The sequence below is a fragment of the Streptomyces sp. NPDC039462 genome (assembly GCF_055639375.1).
In genome coordinates this window covers 190,540-206,166 of the sequence record NZ_JBVKAO010000008.1, presented here as the reverse complement: position 1 = coordinate 206,166, position 15,627 = coordinate 190,540, and the positions used below count along the sequence as shown (strand labels likewise).

General features: G+C 72.6%; 16 protein-coding genes. 7 read left to right on the top strand and 9 right to left on the bottom strand.

Annotated features, from left to right (window positions below):
* The first annotated feature begins 21 nt into the window (after positions 1 to 21).
* The gene (locus tag ACZ7LU_RS34140; RefSeq protein WP_471918943.1) at positions 22 to 1,221 is read left to right on the top strand and encodes a serine hydrolase domain-containing protein; all 1,200 of its coding nucleotides are present in this window, start codon (positions 22 to 24) and stop codon (positions 1,219 to 1,221) included.
* A gap of 409 nt (positions 1,222 to 1,630) precedes the next feature.
* Here ACZ7LU_RS34140 and ACZ7LU_RS34135 read toward each other — a convergent pair whose 3' ends face one another.
* The 3 genes from ACZ7LU_RS34135 to ACZ7LU_RS34125 form a co-directional block, all read right to left on the bottom strand.
* Positions 1,631 to 1,933: a hypothetical protein gene (locus ACZ7LU_RS34135; protein ID WP_471918942.1), complete on the bottom strand. Its 303-nt coding sequence runs from the start codon at positions 1,931 to 1,933 to the stop codon at positions 1,631 to 1,633.
* Positions 1,934 to 2,005: 72 nt separating this feature from the next.
* Positions 2,006 to 2,290 carry a DUF3817 domain-containing protein gene (locus ACZ7LU_RS34130; RefSeq protein ID WP_398303403.1) on the bottom strand — a complete coding sequence of 95 codons (285 nt, stop codon included), beginning with the start codon at positions 2,288 to 2,290 and terminating at the stop codon, positions 2,006 to 2,008.
* Entirely contained in the window at positions 2,287 to 2,868 is a 582-nt protein-coding gene (locus ACZ7LU_RS34125; RefSeq protein ID WP_471918941.1) for a hypothetical protein, read from the bottom strand. Before ACZ7LU_RS34125 ends, ACZ7LU_RS34130 begins: the two co-directional genes overlap by 4 nt.
* 80 nt (positions 2,869 to 2,948) lie before the next feature.
* On the opposite strand from ACZ7LU_RS34125, the gene ACZ7LU_RS34120 reads away from it, so the two are divergent.
* The gene (locus ACZ7LU_RS34120; protein WP_398303407.1) at positions 2,949 to 3,296 is read left to right on the top strand and encodes a PadR family transcriptional regulator; all 348 of its coding nucleotides are present in this window, start codon (positions 2,949 to 2,951) and stop codon (positions 3,294 to 3,296) included.
* Positions 3,293 to 3,997: a permease prefix domain 1-containing protein gene (locus tag ACZ7LU_RS34115; RefSeq protein WP_471918940.1), complete on the top strand. Its 705-nt coding sequence runs from the start codon at positions 3,293 to 3,295 to the stop codon at positions 3,995 to 3,997. Before ACZ7LU_RS34120 ends, ACZ7LU_RS34115 begins: the two co-directional genes overlap by 4 nt.
* A 259-nt stretch (positions 3,998 to 4,256) precedes the next feature.
* Here ACZ7LU_RS34115 and ACZ7LU_RS34110 read toward each other — a convergent pair whose 3' ends face one another.
* From ACZ7LU_RS34110 to ACZ7LU_RS34085, 6 genes are all read right to left on the bottom strand, one after another.
* On the bottom strand, positions 4,257 to 5,108 hold the full coding sequence (locus ACZ7LU_RS34110; RefSeq protein ID WP_471918939.1) for an EamA family transporter: 852 nt from the start codon (positions 5,106 to 5,108) through the stop codon (positions 4,257 to 4,259).
* On the bottom strand, positions 5,105 to 5,284 hold the full coding sequence (locus ACZ7LU_RS34105) for a hypothetical protein (RefSeq protein WP_471918938.1): 180 nt from the start codon (positions 5,282 to 5,284) through the stop codon (positions 5,105 to 5,107). The genes ACZ7LU_RS34110 and ACZ7LU_RS34105 overlap by 4 nt, the downstream gene beginning before the upstream one ends.
* Complete coding sequence (locus tag ACZ7LU_RS34100; protein WP_398303413.1) at positions 5,281 to 5,796, bottom strand: YbaK/EbsC family protein; 516 nt, start codon at positions 5,794 to 5,796, stop codon at positions 5,281 to 5,283. Before ACZ7LU_RS34100 ends, ACZ7LU_RS34105 begins: the two co-directional genes overlap by 4 nt.
* Positions 5,797 to 5,893: 97 nt before the next feature.
* Complete coding sequence (locus ACZ7LU_RS34095) at positions 5,894 to 7,657, bottom strand: penicillin-binding transpeptidase domain-containing protein (RefSeq protein WP_471918937.1); 1,764 nt, start codon at positions 7,655 to 7,657, stop codon at positions 5,894 to 5,896.
* 136 nt (positions 7,658 to 7,793) lie between these two features.
* The gene (locus ACZ7LU_RS34090) at positions 7,794 to 9,425 is read right to left on the bottom strand and encodes a penicillin-binding transpeptidase domain-containing protein (protein WP_471918936.1); all 1,632 of its coding nucleotides are present in this window, start codon (positions 9,423 to 9,425) and stop codon (positions 7,794 to 7,796) included.
* 82 nt (positions 9,426 to 9,507) lie between these two features.
* On the bottom strand, positions 9,508 to 11,256 hold the full coding sequence (locus ACZ7LU_RS34085; protein ID WP_471918935.1) for a dolichyl-phosphate-mannose--protein mannosyltransferase: 1,749 nt from the start codon (positions 11,254 to 11,256) through the stop codon (positions 9,508 to 9,510).
* A gap of 62 nt (positions 11,257 to 11,318) precedes the next feature.
* Here ACZ7LU_RS34085 and rsmI point away from each other — a divergent pair, with 62 nt between their 5' ends.
* The 4 genes from rsmI to ACZ7LU_RS34065 all read left to right on the top strand — a co-directional run bounded on the left by rsmI (position 11,319) and on the right by ACZ7LU_RS34065 (position 15,289).
* Complete coding sequence (gene rsmI / locus ACZ7LU_RS34080) at positions 11,319 to 12,215, top strand: 16S rRNA (cytidine(1402)-2'-O)-methyltransferase (RefSeq protein ID WP_471149675.1); 897 nt, start codon at positions 11,319 to 11,321, stop codon at positions 12,213 to 12,215.
* Between the two features lie 166 nt (positions 12,216 to 12,381).
* Entirely contained in the window at positions 12,382 to 12,855 is a 474-nt protein-coding gene (locus tag ACZ7LU_RS34075) for a hypothetical protein (RefSeq protein WP_468087264.1), read from the top strand.
* 41 nt (positions 12,856 to 12,896) lie between these two features.
* The gene (locus tag ACZ7LU_RS34070) at positions 12,897 to 13,772 is read left to right on the top strand and encodes a TatD family hydrolase (RefSeq protein ID WP_471918934.1); all 876 of its coding nucleotides are present in this window, start codon (positions 12,897 to 12,899) and stop codon (positions 13,770 to 13,772) included.
* A gap of 122 nt (positions 13,773 to 13,894) precedes the next feature.
* On the top strand, positions 13,895 to 15,289 hold the full coding sequence (locus tag ACZ7LU_RS34065; RefSeq protein ID WP_471918933.1) for a ubiquitin-like domain-containing protein: 1,395 nt from the start codon (positions 13,895 to 13,897) through the stop codon (positions 15,287 to 15,289).
* The last annotated feature ends 338 nt before the right edge of the window (positions 15,290 to 15,627 follow it).

The following is a 15,627-nucleotide window of genomic DNA, read 5'->3' as shown; positions in this document are numbered from 1 at the left end:
GCCCTTGTCATGAATGACGTCATGGGTGCGGCCATAGATGGGACCGCTCGGGTGCACGGCACGGTGGCGGCCGGTTACGAGCCGGTACGGGACGCTTTCGTACGCAACTTCGACGAGCGCGGGGAGCGGGGCGCGGCGGTGACCGTCTACCGGGACGGGCGCAAGGTCGTGGACCTGTGGGGCGGGGCGAAGGACGTCGACGGGGACCTCGGGGTGGGCGACGCCCCGTGGGAGCCCGGCACCGCGCAGGTCGTCCGCTCGGCGACGAAGGGCGTCGCGGCCGCCGCGCTGCTCCTCCTGCACCAGCGCGGCGAACTCGACCTGGATGCGCCGGTCGGCTCCTACTGGCCGGAGTTCAAGGCGCGCGGCAAGGAGCGCGTCCTGGTCCGGCACGTGCTCGCGCACCGGGCGGGGGTGCCCGCCCTGGACCGTCCGCTGACGCCCTCCGAGGCGCTGGACCCGGATCTCGCCGCCGCGGTGGTCGCGGCGCAGGCCCCGTTCTGGGAGCCCGGCGAGGACCACGGCTACCACGCGCAGACGTACAGCTGGCTCACCGGCGAACTGGTGCGGCGCGTGACGGGCCGGCCCGTCGGGGAGTGGATCGCGGACGAGATCGCGCGGCCGGTCGGCGCCGACCTGTGGGTCGGGCTTCCTGACGCGGCGGCGGCGCGGGCCGGCCGCCTCGGCCCCATCGAGCCGGCGCCGGCCGGGGCGGGTGGGCTTCGCATGCGCCCGAAGCGGAATGTGGCGGAGGCGTACGCGGACCCCGACTCGCTCACCCGTCGCGCGTTCGGGGCGATCGATCCCCTGCCGGACGAGAACGACCCCGCCTACCGGGCGGCGGCCCTGCCCGCCTCCAACGGCATCGCCACGGCGGACGGGCTTGCCCGCTTCTACGCCGCGCTGATCGGCGGAGTCGACGGCGGCCGACGGCTGTTCGAGCCTTCTACGGTCTCGCTGGCGCGGGGCGAGGTGTCGGCGGGGGCCGACCGCGTCCTGGTCGTCGGCACGCGGTTCGGCCTCGGCTATATGCTCCACGGCGGCGCGTCGCCGCTCCTCGGCCCCGGTTCCTTCGGGCACCCCGGGCGCGGGGGTGCCCTCGGCTTCGCCGACCCGGAGTCGGGTCTGGCCTTCGGCTACGTCACCAATGGCATGAACAAGGGGGTTACGGCGGATCCGCGGGCCCAGGCTTTGGTCCGCGCGCTCCGCGACGCGACGTAACGCCCTACGGGGCGCGCTACTCGTACCCGGCGCCGGGTGCGATCAGCTCCCCACCCGCCCGCCCCGATGGAGCCTTCGAGCGGGCCTCGGGCCGGGGCGACGTCGTCCCACAACCCCCAACGGCGCCCCACCGCACTGCCTCCGTCCGGCGCCGTCAGCTCCCCACCCGCCCGCCCCGACGGAGCCTTCGGGCAGGCCCCGGGCCGGGGTCACGTGGCCCACGACAGCAGTCGGCGCCCCGGCTCCGCACCCCGTCCCCCACCGCCCGCGTGCGGCCAAGTCCCCACCGCGCCGCCACCCGGCTGCGCCCACCACCCCGTGGACGTACCGACAACCCAGGCCGACCCAAGAGGGAAACACGGAAGGGGAACAGGGAGGGGCAACGCCACCGTGTGGCGGCGGGCCTTGCTCAGGTGCTGATGCCCATCAGCGTGAGCGTAGGGGCGAGCATGCCGAGGATGCTCACGGACCAGTACAGCGCCGGATGCAGGCGCGTGCGGTTGGCGAGAGGGCGGTTGGCCAGCCACCACAGGAAACCGCAAAGGGCGACGAAGGATCCGAAGGTGAAGAGAACGACAGCGAGGCCGTCGTTCTCTTCGGGCGCGGGGTGCGCCCAGGTCATGCCGATGTAGTAGAGCATCCAGATCGGGACGACGGCGGGGACGCCGAGCAGCACGTTGACGACGAATGCGGCGTACCACCGTCTGTTCATGTGGCCCCTGCCCCCGTGATCATCCATGGTGTCGGTGACAGTAACCGACGGCTGACGAGGGGCCGGTGCCGGTCAGGCCCGGCCCTTGAGCCGACGCATGGCCAGCAGACCGCCGATGCCCGGGACCAGGGCGCGCCACCGGGAGGCGCGGGAGGCGCCCGGGTCCTGCGCGACGGCCGTCGGGAGCATCCACGTGGCCGCGATCACGACGAGATACGCCGTGCCGTGCAGCGGGCCGAGGAGTGACGAGAGCGGGCGGGCGTGGATGGTGAACAGGTTGGTGAGGAGGAGGGCCAGGGACACCGCCTCCGCGCCTGCCGCGATGCGGAGCGTGCGCAGGGTGAGCACAGCGGTCACGCCCCCGTCGTGGAGCCGGGGCGGACGATCATCAGGACGGTGACCGTCGCCCAGAGGACGTTGAAGATGCCGGTGAGCATCGCCAGGCGCGCCGTCGCGGGGCGGATCGTCGCGGGATCGACAATCGCGGGGTCGACCATCGCGGGGTCGTCCGTCGCGGCGCGGGCAGACCCCGGCGCGGACTCCGCGAGCTCCAGCAGACTCCGCTGCCCCGGCAGGATGACCAGCGCCAGAAGCCCCGCCGCGATCGCCGTCAGCAGGAGCGAGGCGATCAGCCACGCGTCGGTGAGGACGCCCAGCTGGGCCGCGGTGGCGATGCCGAACACGGGGACGGCGAGGCCGGCGACGGCGTAGGCACGGCAGACGCGGTGCAGGAGCGCGGCGATCCCAGCGGCCCGGCCACTGTCGCCCCGCTCACCGCTGTCCCCTCGCTCCGCACCGTCACCCAACTCCTCCCCGTCCCCCGCCCCGCCGAGCGCCCGCAGCGCGTACCGCGGAAACATCGACGCGGCCACGGTGATCGACCCGACGGCCAGGATCGCCACCAGGACGTGGACGGACAGCAGGAACTTGGTCACCGGGATGCCTCCAGGCAGGTGAATACGTTGGCTGCCAATACATACACTGCCAACGCCTTCTTTGGGTAGGCTGCCTACTCATGAAGGCGGATGCGGTGCGAGGGCACCTCGACGGACTGCTGCTGGCCGTGCTGGAACCGGGCCCGCTGCACGGGTACGCGATCATCGCGGCGGTGCAGCGCCGCAGCGGGGGCGCGCTGGAGCTGCGTACGGGCACGATCTACCCGGCGCTGAACCGCCTGGAGCGCCTCGGCCTGCTGAGCAGCAGCTGGCAGACGGCGGCGGGCGAACGACGTCGCAGGGCCTACGAACTCACCGACGCCGGACGCGCCACGCTCGCCGGCGAACGGGCGGCGTGGAGCGAGTTCACGGCGGCGATCGGCTCGGTCCTCAACCCCGGCACGACGGCTCCCGGGCTCGCCACATGAGCACCGCCGCGGGCCTGCGGGCCGACCCCGTCGAGGAGCACATCACCGCCCTCGCCGCCGCCCTGCACGGGCCGGCCAAGGCCAAGTCCCGGCTGGTCGAGGAGATGCGCGCCGGCCTCGCGGACACGGCCGCCGCGTACGTGGACGAAGGAGCGGACGAGGTGGAGGCCGCCCACCGGGCGATCCACGAGTTCGGCACCGTCGACGAACTCGCCCCCGCCTGCCAGCGCGAGCTGACCGTCGCGCAGGCCCGGCACACCGCGAGGACCGTCGCGCTCACGGCCCCCTTCCTGGTCGCCTGCTGGTACCTCGCCCGCACGGCGGGCGGCGGACCGGCGCCCGGGGAGCTCGCGCACACGCCCCAACTGCTGGCCGTCCACCTCGCCTTCGTCGCGACCCTCGCCGCACTGCTGGCCGCGGCGACCCTGGCCGCGACCGGCCCCCTCGCCCGCCGCCTGCCCGCTCCGGACGGGACCCCGCACCGGCTGCCCCTCGTCGTCGCCTGGACCGGCACCACAGCGAGCGCCGCCATGGCCGTCGCGACCCTCGCCCTCACCACGGCCGCCGCCCTGGCCACGAACTGGCCCCTGCTGGCCGCCGCAGGAGCCCTGGCAGCCGCGTCCCACGCGGTCGTAGCCACCTCGGCCCGAGCCTGCCGCCGCTGCGCGACCCTGCCGATCGCGCGCCTCGCGCTGGACTGAGCCGGCCCGAGGGCGCCGAGCCTTGCCGGGGCACCCGCGCACGCACCGTGAGGGTCCAGGTTCTTCGGAACGAGAAGGGCTGCGGAAGGTGCTTCCCGGCTGGGAGTTGAGCGGTGCGACGACACCCCCGCGCTGCCGCAACCCATGCCGCTGCCCGGCGACGACATGTGCTCGGGGCGTGGGCGGTGGCTCGCCTCGCGTCGTCGCCCCCCGCCGGGTGGCAGGCGGCGAGCCACCCAGTTGCGCACCGCTGACGGAACTACCCCGCGTGCAGCATCAACCCGATCCCCGCCACCATCAACCCCGCCGCCACCAACCGCGGTGCCCCGAACCGTTCCTTGAAGAAGACCGCTCCGATCGCCGCGCCGACGATGATCGAGGATTCGCGCAGCGCGGAGATCGGGGCCAGGTCCGCCTTCGTCTGGGCCCAGAGGACCAGGCCGTACGCCGAGACCGAGAGGGCCGCGCCGAGCAGGCCGACGCCCGCGAACGGGCGCAGGCGCGGGAGCAGTTCGCCGCGCCAGCGGTACGCCGCGTACAGCGGGACCGCGACGCCCTCCAGGATCATCAGCCACGCGATGTAGCCCATGGAGGAGCCGGAGGCGCGGACGCCCAGGCCGTCCACCACCGTGTACGCCGCGATGGAGACGCCCGTCGCGAGGGCCGCACCGATCGCCGTCCAGTCCGGGCGGCGCCCCGAACCCCGTATCCCCCACAGGGCGAGGCCCGTCAGGCCCGCGCACGACACCGCGACGCCCGCCGCCTGCCAGGCGTCGGGGACCTCGCCGGCGAAGACCGCCGCGAGGACGGTGACCACCAACGGCGCCGTGCCGCGCGCGATCGGGTACGCCTGGCCGAAGTCGCCGAGCTTGAACGACTTCATGAGCAGGGCGTAGTAGCCGACGTGGATCGCCGCGGAGAGGAGCAGGTAGGGCCAGGCCCCGGCGTCCGGGATCGCCACGAAGGGGGCCATGAGCAGGCCGATCAGCGTGCCGCCGCCGGATATGAGGGTGAAGCCGACCAGCTTGTCCGTGATGTGGTGGGCGATCGCGTTCCAGCTCGCGTGCGTGACGGCGGCGAGCAGGACGGCCGCGGCGACCAGCGGGGTCACACCATCACCTCGCGGGTCCGCGCGGCCACTTCGCGGGCTCGCGCGGCCACTTCGCGGGTCCGCGCGGCCACTTCGCAGGCTCGCACGGCCACCTCGCGGGCTCGCACGGCCACCTCGCGGGTCCGCGCGGTCACTTCGCAGGCTCGCGCGGTCACCTCGCGGGCTCGCGCAGTCACTTCGCGGACTCGCGCACGTCCACCAGCGTGCCGCCCGCGTGGGCGATCAGCGTCTTGGGTGCCATCGGGAAGACCGCGTACGGCGTGCCCGCCGCCGCCCACACCACGTCGTGGTCGAGGAGCGAGCGGTCGGCCAGGACCCGGGTCCTCGTGGCGTGGCCGAAGGGCGGCACGCCGCCGATCGAGTAACCCGTGGTCTGCCGGACGACGTCCGCCTTGGCGCGCGTCACCTTCTCCGCGCCGAGCTCCTGGCGCACCAGTTCCAGGTCGACGCGGGACGCGCCGTCCATCAGGACCAGTACGGGGACGCCGTCCGCCGCGAAGATCAAAGACTTGCAGATCTCGCTGAGTTCACAGCCGATGGCCGCCGCTGCCTCTGCCGCCGTGCGGGTCTGCTCCGGGAAGCGGCGGACCCGGGGAAGCAGTTCGCCGAGGCCCAGGTCGCGCACGGCCTCGGCGAATCGGGGATGGGCGTCGGACGCGCCGGACGACTCGGGTGTTGTAGCGCTCATGCCCCGCACGCTAGCGGTCCGTGTACGGGGCATGCGACCACGTATCCGTATGGCGGACGGACGCGTTCGCCCACGGGTGGGCCGGGTGGCCCGACCCTCAGGAACCCGCCCGCAGCATCGCCCGCACCACCGGCCCCGCCGAGTCCCCGCCGTGCCCGCCCTGCTGGACCACCGCCGCCGACGCGAGGTCGCCGCGGTACGCGGTGAACCAGCCGTTGGGCTTCTTCTGGCCGTCGACCTCCGCCGAGCCGGTCTTCGCGCCCATGTCGGAGCCGAGGCCCCGCATCGGCTCGGCCGCCGTGCCCGCGACCGCCGTGTAGTGCATCAGCTCCCGCAGCGCCGCCGCCGTCGCGCCCGACATCTTGCGGGGCGCCGTCGCGAGCGTGCGGTCGTCGACGTCGGGGGAGACCAGGTAGGGCTGCTTGAACGTGCCCGACTTCACCGTCGCCGCGACCGACGCCATGTTGAGGGGGTTCATGCGCACACCGCCCTGACCGATCAGCGAGGCCGCCATCTGGGCGTCGCTCTGCACCGGCACCGCGCCGTCGAAGGACGACACGCCGATCGACCAGTTGTCGCGGCCGAGCCCGAAGACCTCCTGGGCCTGCTTGGTCAGGGAGTCGTCGTGGAGCTTCTTCGCCTGGCTGATGAAGGCCGTGTTGCAGGACCGCGCGAAGCTCGCCCTGAACGTGCCGTTCTTGATCTGGAACTTGTCGTCGTTCTGGAACTTCCAGCCGCCGTACGTCTCGTACTTGGGGCACGGGTGCTTCTTGTCGACGCCGGCGAGCTTCTTCTCCAGAAGCATCGACGCCGACACGACCTTCATCGTGGAGCCGGGTGCGAGCGAGCCCTGGAAGGCCGTGTTGAAGCCCGTGGGGTTCGAGTTCGCGGCGGCCAGGATCTCGCCGGTGCTCGGCTTGAGCACGACGACGGACGCCCGCTTCCGCTTGGCCGTCTCCCGCTCGGCGGCGGACTGCAGCGAGCCGCTGAACGTCGTCTTCAGCGTGCCCGGAGTGCCGGGGGAGAGGGTCAGCAGCGTCTTGTCGGGCGTCGACTTCGCGTCGTCCTTCTTCGCGGCCGCGCCCCCCGCGGACTTCGCCGAGGCGTCGCCCGCACGCACCACCCGCAGCTCGACCCCCGCCTTGCCGCCCGCCTCCTTGCCGTACTTCTCCCGCAGTCCGTCCAGGACCGTGCCCAGCGACGGGTACTTCGCCGCGGTCAGCTCGGCGCCGTCCCGGTCCACCGCCTTGATCGGCGGGTCGCCCGCCTCACCGGTGACCAGCCGGTCGCCCGGCTGCTTCAGCTCCGGGTGGAGGACCGAGGGGCGCCAGCCGACCAGCGTCTTCCCGTCGCTCTTCCTGCGGACGACGGTGAGTTCGGACTCGTACGACAGCGGTTTGCTCTGCTTCTTGTACGAGACGGTGGCGGACGCTTTGAAGGGCACCTTCGCGCCCGACCGCTTGCCCGGCGTCAGCCGGGGCTGCACGAGGTGGCCGTCCTTGCTGTAGGACGTCAGGGCCTTCTCCGCCGCCGCTCGGTCGTCCGTGAGCGCCGCGGCCCGCGCCGCGTCGCCCTTGGCCCACGCGGTGAGGAACGCCCGTGCGGTGGTGCGGACTTCGGCGGCCGTCGGCGGGCCGGAGGCCACCGGCTTCTCGTCGACGGTCGAGCCGTCGCCGCCGGAACCGGAACCGGAGCCACCGGACAGCGCGAACGCGGCGGCCCCCACACCGCACAGGACTACGGCCGCCGCCCCGCCGAGCACCCCCGGGTGCAGCCTCGTGTTCCCGACACGCACGTTCCCCGTGCGTACGTTCCCGACGCCGACGCTCTTGCGCTCGGTGGCGCGCCTTCGCTTGCCCACAAACCCTCCGCAGTTCCCCAGAACCCCCGGCTCTTCACCAGAACCCCCGGCTCGTCACCGGAAGGCCACCTTAGAGGCGTACGGAGAAGCCCTCGACCACTTCTTCGCCCGGCCGGGCGACGCGCCACCCGACCGATTACCCTGCGCCCAGCACCGCCGCCACGATCGGCCCCGCCGCGTCACCGCCGTGGCCGCCCCGCTGGGCCATCGCGGCGGCCGCGACATCGCCCCGGTAGCCGGTGAACCAGCTGTCCGACTTCTCCTGGCCGTCGACCTCCGCAGAGCCGGTCTTCGCGCCGATGTCGCTGCCGAGGCTCGCCATGGCCCGCGCGCCGGTGCCGCTCACCGCCGTGCGGTGCATCATCCGGCGCAGCTGCTGGACGGTGGAGGCGCGCAGCCCCTGGGCGGTGGCCAGTTCACGGTCGTCGAGGGACTTCGGCACGATCACCGGCTGCCGGAAGGTGCCCGTCATCGCCGTCGCCGTGACCGACGCCATGTTCAGGGGGTTCAGCTGGACCTCTCCCTGGCCGATGGCGTTCGTCGCGCGGTCGGGGCCGGCCGACGCGGGGACGGAGCCGTCGAAGGTGGTGACGCCGACCTGCCAGTCGTCCCCGCCAAGACCGAAGTTGTTCCGCGCCTCCTCGGTGAGGGAGGAGTCCGTGATTCCCTTCTCGTCGATGAGCTTCACGAACGCCGTGTTGCAGGAGCGCGCGAAGCTCTCCGAGAACGTCGCGGACTCGTTCGGGACCATGCCCTTCAGGTTGTGGATGGTCTGGCTCTGCCAGGTCGCGGTGGCCGGGCAGGGCGCGGGTCCTTCCGCCTTGGTGACACCCTTGTCGATGAGCATCGCCGCCGTGATGATCTTCATCGTGGAACCGGGCGGCACCTGCCCCTCGAACGCCGCGTTGAACGCGTCCTTGCGGTTGTTGGCGACCGCGAGGATCTCGCCGGTGCTCGGCTTCACCGCCACCACGGACGACTCGTCGCTCCGCAGCACCGCCTGTTCCGCCGCCTTCTGCACACCAGCGCTGAGCGTCGTGGGCAGCTTGCCCGGCTTGCCCTTGGCGAGAGTGAGCAGCACGCGGCTGCCCGCGCCCTTGTCCGCGTGCCGGACGTACAGCTCGACGCCCGGCTTGCCGCCCGCGCTGTCGCCGTACTTCTCGCGCAGCTTGTCCAGGATCGGCCCCAGCGAGGGATAGTCCTTCGGGCGCAGGACGGTGCCCGCGCGGTCCACGGCCTGGATGGGCGGCGTGGTGGCCTCACCCGTCACGAGCGTGTCCCCCTTCTCCAGAGAGGGGTGGACGACGGCCGCCGACCAGTCGACGAGCGGGCGTCCTGTGGTCTTGCCGCGGACGACGGTGAGCTGCGAGTCGTACGCGAAGGGCTTGCTCTTCCCCTTGTACGACACCGTCGCCGACACGGAGAACGGCACCCGGGCGCCCGACGCCCGCTTCGGCGTCAGCTTCACCTTCGTCAGGTGCGCGTCCTCGCGGTAGCCGGTCAGCGCGGCCGCGGCCGCCTCGCTGTTGTTCGTGTAGCCCGCGGCCCGCCGGGCGTCGCCGTCGGCCCACGCCGCGAGGAACTTCCGCGTGGTCTCCCGGACCTCGTCGCGCGTGGGCGGCCCGGTCTTCACGGCCACCGGGCCCGATCCCGGCGAGCCGTCGTCCCCGGTGACGTCGTTCACGAGGCTGTACGCGCCATATCCGGCACCCCCCACCATGACGGTGAATACCCCGCCTACCAACGCGACCTTTACCCCTTTGCGCACGATGCGCTCCCCTCCCCAGGTTCGCCATGAACCTTAAGCGGGTGGAGTGGCGCAAGGGGCATTCGTTATCCGAAGGTGTCCATTACACCCAGGTATCCAGCCACATTCGGGAACGCCAGGAATCGATGGGGATCGCCGTGCCGGTGTAGATCGGCCAGAAGTAGATGAAATTCCAGAGGATGAGCAGAACGACGACACCCGAAGCGGCGGCGCCGACCGTCCTGCGGCGTTCGCTCGACCCCGGCGGGCCCAGCAGCGCGCCGATCATCATCGCCACGGCGAGACACAGGAACGGCACGAAGACGACCGCGTAGAAGTAGAAGATCGTCCGCTCCTGGTAGAAGAACCAGGGCAGATAGCCCGCGAGGACGCCGCAGAGGATCGCGCCCGCCCGCCAGTCGCGGCGGAACGCCCACCGCCACAGGACGTACACCAGCGCGAAGGCCGCCACCCACCACAGCATCGGCGTGCCGAGCGCGAGGACCTCGCGGGCGCACTTCTCCGTGGTGTCGGCCGGACAGCCGTCCTTGCCGGGCAGCGGCGACTCGTAGAAGTACGAGACGGGACGGCCGTCGACGATCCAGCTCCACGGGTTGGACTGGTAGGTGTGCGGCGACGACAGACCCACGTGGAACTCGTACACCGCGTGCTCGTAGTGCCACAGGCTGCGCACCCAGTCCGGCAGCCAGGTCCAGCTGCCGCCCTTCCCGTCGGTGGCCGCCCAGTTGCGGTAGTAGCCGCCGCTGCCGTCCGTCGGCGAGAGGATCCAGCCGAGCCACGACATGACGTACGTGAAGAGGGCCACCGGCACCGTCGACACGAACGCCGGGAGCACGTCCCGCCGCAGCACCGCGCGGTAGGGCCGGTCCGCCCCGGCCACCCGGCGCGCGCCCACGTCCCAGAACACGGTCAGCAGACAGAGGAAGACCATGACGTACAGGCCGTTCCACTTCGTGCCGAAGGCGAGGCCGAGACAGAGCCCGGCCGCCCACCGCCACGGCCGCCATCCCAGGCGGGTCGTCTCCGCCACGTACGCGTCCGGTCGTACGACCCCGTCCGCGCTGTCGGGGTCCGCCGGCAGCGCCGCCGCCAGCCTCGCCCGCGCCTTGTCCCGGTCGATCAGGAAACACCCGAACGCGGCGAGCACGAAGAACATCAGGACCTGGTCGAGCAGCGCGGTCCTGCTCATCACGTAGTGCAGGCCGTCCACCGCGAGCAGCGCGCCCGCCAGACACCCCAGGAACGTCGAGCGGAAGAGCCGCCGCCCGATCCGGCAGAGCATCAGCACCGACAGCGTGCCGAGCACCGCCGTCATGAACCGCCAGCCGAACGGGTCGAAGCCGAACAGCCATTCGCCGATCCCGATCACGTACTTGCCGACCGGCGGATGCACCACGTACGCCGCGTCGTGCGGGATCGCGATGGAGCCGCCCTGCCGCAGCACGTCGTCGTTGATCTTCTCCGGCCAGTTGACCTCGAAGCCGCGGTGGATGAGCGCCCAGGCGTCCTTCGCGTAATACGTCTCGTCGAATATCACGGCCTTCGGACTGCCGAGGTTCCAGAACCGCGTCACCCCGGCGACGAGCGTGATCAGCAGCGGACCGACCCAGCCGGACCAGCGCACCACCTGCTCGGCGGCCGTCCGCGACAGACCGAGCGTCATCCACAGGCGGGGGCTCGGCTCCGTGTACGGCGGCACGAGGCGTGTCCTGACGTCCGCTCTGGGCCGCGCCGCATGGCCGAATCGGCGCAGCCGCCGCTGCCACGGGGGCTGCTGCTCCTCGGCTGCCTGGCCCCCGCGGGTGTCCGGGGAAGACGCGGTACTGGTCACCGCGCCATCGTAGGGAACCAGACTGTGCGAGTCCCGTCCGTGGGCCCTGCGAGGATGGATCCGTGACAGGAAGCGCAGATTCCCCCGGAACCCTGGTCCTCGCGGGCACCCCCATCGGCGATGTCGCCGACGCCCCGCCGCGGCTCGCCGCCGAACTGGAGGCGGCCGACGTCGTCGCCGCCGAGGACACCCGGCGCCTCCGCAGGCTCACCCAGGCGCTCGGCGTGCAGGTCGGCGGCCGCGTCGTCTCGTACTTCGAGGGCAACGAAACGGCGCGCACGCCCGAGCTGGTCGAGGCGCTGACGGGCGGCGCGCGGGTGCTGCTCGTGACCGACGCGGGCATGCCGTCCGTCTCCGACCCCGGCTACCGCCTCGTCGCCGCGGCCGTGGAGCGGGACGTGCGGGTGACGGCCGTGCCGGGCCCCTCCGCCGTGCTCACGGCGCTCGCCCTCTCCGGGCTGCCCGTGGACCGCTTCTGCTTCGAGGGCTTCCTGCCGCGCAAGGCGGGCGAGCGTCTCTCGCGGCTGCGGGAGGTGGCCGATGACCGGCGCACGCTCGTCTACTTCGAGGCCCCGCACCGCATCGACGACACGCTCGCCGCGATGGCCGAGGCGTTCGGCGAGGAGCGCAGGGCCGCGGTCTGCCGCGAGCTGACCAAGACGTACGAAGAGGTCAAGCGCGGCTCCCTGAAGGACCTCGCCGAGTGGGCCGCCGACGGCGTGCGCGGCGAGATCACCGTCGTCGTCGAGGGCGCACCGGAGAAGAGCGCCGCCGAACTCACCCCCGACGAGCTGGTGCGCAGGGTGCGGGTGCGCGAGGAGGCGGGCGAGCGACGCAAGGAGGCGATCGCCGCGGTGGCCGCCGAAGCGGGCCTGCCCAAACGCGAGGTGTTCGATGCCGTCGTGGCGGCAAAGAATGCGGATCGGGGCAGCCCATCGGCAGGCAAAGGACTATCGTGAAAAGCAAAGCGCGGACCGCGCACCAGGCTGCTTTCGAGCCTCTTTCCTAAGGGGAGGCCAAATCGGCTCCAATGCTCGACAGGTCTGATGCGCTCGCTCCGGGAAAGGCGTCCACTGGTCGAAGGGACGCACAGTGCTTGTCCCTCGGGCAAGAGGAGCAGCTGGCATGAGTGAGATCGCAGACACCGGCCACCCCACCACAGCGATGAATGCCTCGCCCACGGCGCTGAACGTGGTGCATGAGTCCTACGCATTCGCCTGCATGCGCTGCGGACACGGCTGGGAGCAGTCCTACGAGATCGAGCACCACGTCGACGTCGCGGGCCAGGAATTCGTGACGTACCTGGCGGACGGCGCCCGCGTGCCCTCGCCGCTGACCCGGCCCACGTGCCTGAACTGCGGTGGGCACGTCGTGCGGATCATGCGGGCGGGGCAGGTGTCCTCCGTGCTCGACATGATGCGGCGGCAGCAGGCGGGTGGGGCCACGGCTGCGCGTCCCGGGAGCGGGGTGGGAAAGCCGGCCGGGCCCGTGGACCCCGTCGGGCCCGGGGACGGTGACGCGGGCGGTGACGTGCGGGAGCGGCACCACTGGCACCTCGCCGACCTGCTGCACCCCTTCCAGCACCGCAAGGGGCAGTAGGGCCCGAGGTGGTTCCCCCGGGGGCTTCGTAGGATCGGAGCATGCCTTCGAAGAACGCCGACGCACCGCCGCCCCTGCCCGAACCGCTCCGGGTGGCGGTCGCCGACTCCCACACCCACCTCGACATGCAGTCGGGCACGGTGGAGGAGGGACTCGCCAAGGCCGCGTCCGTCGGCGTCACGACGGTCGTGCAGGTCGGCTGCGACGTACGCGGGTCACAGTGGGCGGCCGACACCGCCGCCGCGCACGACAGCGTGCACGCCGCCGTCGCCCTCCACCCCAACGAAGCGCCCCGCATCGTCCTCGGCGACCCCGACGGCTGGTCCCGGCAGGGCGCGCGCGAGCCGGGCGGCGACGCGGCCCTCGACGAGGCGCTCGCCGAGATCGACCGGCTCGCCGCGCTGCCGCACGTGCTCGGCGTCGGCGAGACCGGCCTCGACTACTTCCGCACCGGCCCCGAGGGCATGGCCGCGCAGGAGCGCTCCTTCCGCGCGCACATCGAGATCGCCAAGCGGCACGGAAAGGCGCTCGTCATCCACGATCGCGAGGCCCACGAGGACGTGCTGCGCGTGCTGAAGGAGGAAGGCGCCCCCGAGCGCACCGTCTTCCACTGCTACTCCGGCGACGCCGAGATGGCCCGCGTCTGCGCGGAACACGGCTACTTCATGTCCTTCGCGGGCAACGTCACCTTCAAGAACGCGCAGGGGCTCCGCGACGCGCTGGCCGTCGCCTCCCTCGACCTGGTTCTCGTCGAGACCGACGCGCCGTTCCTGACGCCCGTCCCCTACCGCGGACGGCCCAACGCGCCGTATCTCGTTCCGGTCACGCTGCGGGCCATGGCCGAGGTGCGCGGCATCGACGAGGACGCCATGGCCACGGCGATCGCCGCGAACACGGCGCGCGCCTTCGCCTACTGAGTCGCTGACTGAGTCGCCTACCGAGTGTCAACTGCGCGACGCTGTGTAGTCGCGCTGCTTTGGAGAGTGACGGCGGCTCCGCTAGGTTCTGTGCGCCCGGTACGTACCCCTGGAGCGTCGGCGTGAGCAACTCGCAGTACGAGACGTACGAGCCGTATGAGACATATGCGCCATACGAGCCGTATGGCGAGCCGCAGAGCGGAGTGTGGCAGGACGCGGCGTACGAGGTGTCGTACGCCGGGTCGCGTGACGTGTCGTACGCGGAGGCCGCCACGCTGCCGCGGCAGGTGGCCTCGTCCTCTGCACCCCCTGCACCCTCCGCGCCCTCCTCTGTTCCCGCGCCCGGTGGGGGGCGGGCGGGGGCGCGGCGGGCCGCGCGCGGCAAGAAGGGGCCCAGGGCGTCCGAGCCCGCGTCCGCCGAGCGGCCCGAGGTGATCCGGCGGCTGCTGCCGCAGGCCCTCGTCGTCGCCTTCCTCGCGGGCGGCACGTCCGCGTTCGTCGCCAACGACAAGGCCGTCCAGCTCATCGTCGACGGCAAGCCCCGCACGCTGCACACCTTCGCCGACGACGTCGGTGAACTCCTCGCCGACGAGGGCGTGGACGTCGGCGCCCACGACATCGTCGCGCCCGCGGCCGGCACCGCGCTCGCCAGCGGCGACGAGGTCGCCGTCCGCTACGGCAGGCCCGTCCACCTCACCCTCGACGGGCAGCGCCGCCGGGTGTGGACCACGGCGCGGACCGTGGACGGGGCGCTGCGGCAGCTCGGGGTGCGGGCGGAGGGGGCGCATCTGTCGGCCTCGCGCAGCAGCCGCATCGGCCGGGACGGGCTCGCTCTCGACGTCCGTACGGAACGCACCGTCACGATCATGGCGGACGGGCGGGAGCGGACCATCCGCACGAACGCGGCGACCGTGCGGGAGGCCGTCGCCGAGTCCGGGGTGACGTTGCGGGGGCAGGACACGACGTCGGTCCATCCGGACAGCTTTCCGCGCGACGGGCAGACCGTGACCGTCATGCGGGTCACGGGGACGAAGGAGGTACGCGAGGAGGCGATCCCCTTCGAGGTGGAGCGGACGGAGGACGCGTCGCTGTTCCGCGGCACGGAGGTCGTGGCGCAGGCGGGGCGGCAGGGGGTCAGGCGGGTCACGTACACGGTGCGGAGCGTCAACGGCGTCAGGCAGAAGCCGCGGCGGGTCAGTTCCGAGGTGGTGCGGGAGCCGCAGAAACGGATCGTGAAGGTCGGCACGAAGCAGAGGCCCATGGCGGTGGCCGGGGCGGACGGTCTCGACTGGGGGTCGCTCGCCCGGTGCGAGTCGGGTGGGCGGCCCGGGGCGGTGGATCCCTCCGGTACGTACGGAGGGCTCTACCAGTTCGACACGCGGACCTGGCAGGGGCTCGGCGGTTCGGGTCGCCCCCAGGACGCCCCGGCGGCGGAACAGACCTACCGCGCAAAGAAGCTCTACATCCAACGCGGAGCAACCCCTTGGCCCCACTGCGGCCGCCACCTCCACGGCTGACCCCCCGACGGGGGGCACCCCTACCCCCACAGCCCGTCGCGAAGAACCCCCACCCCGCCCGCCGGGCGGGGAGCGCCCCTACCCCCGCAGGCCATCGCGGAGAACCCCCACCCACCCGCCCTTGCCTCCGCTGGCCGTCGCGGGCATCCCCCGCACCCGCCCCCCCCGCAGGGTTGCGGGCAGGCAACCCGCACCCCACCTGCCCCTGCCTCCGCAGGCCGTCGCGGGCCCCCCACCCCAGCCGCCTCGACCCCCGCAGGCCGTCGCGGGCAACCCCCACCCCACCCGCCCCTGCCTCCGCAGGCCGTCGCAGAGAACCCCCACCCACCCGCCCCTGC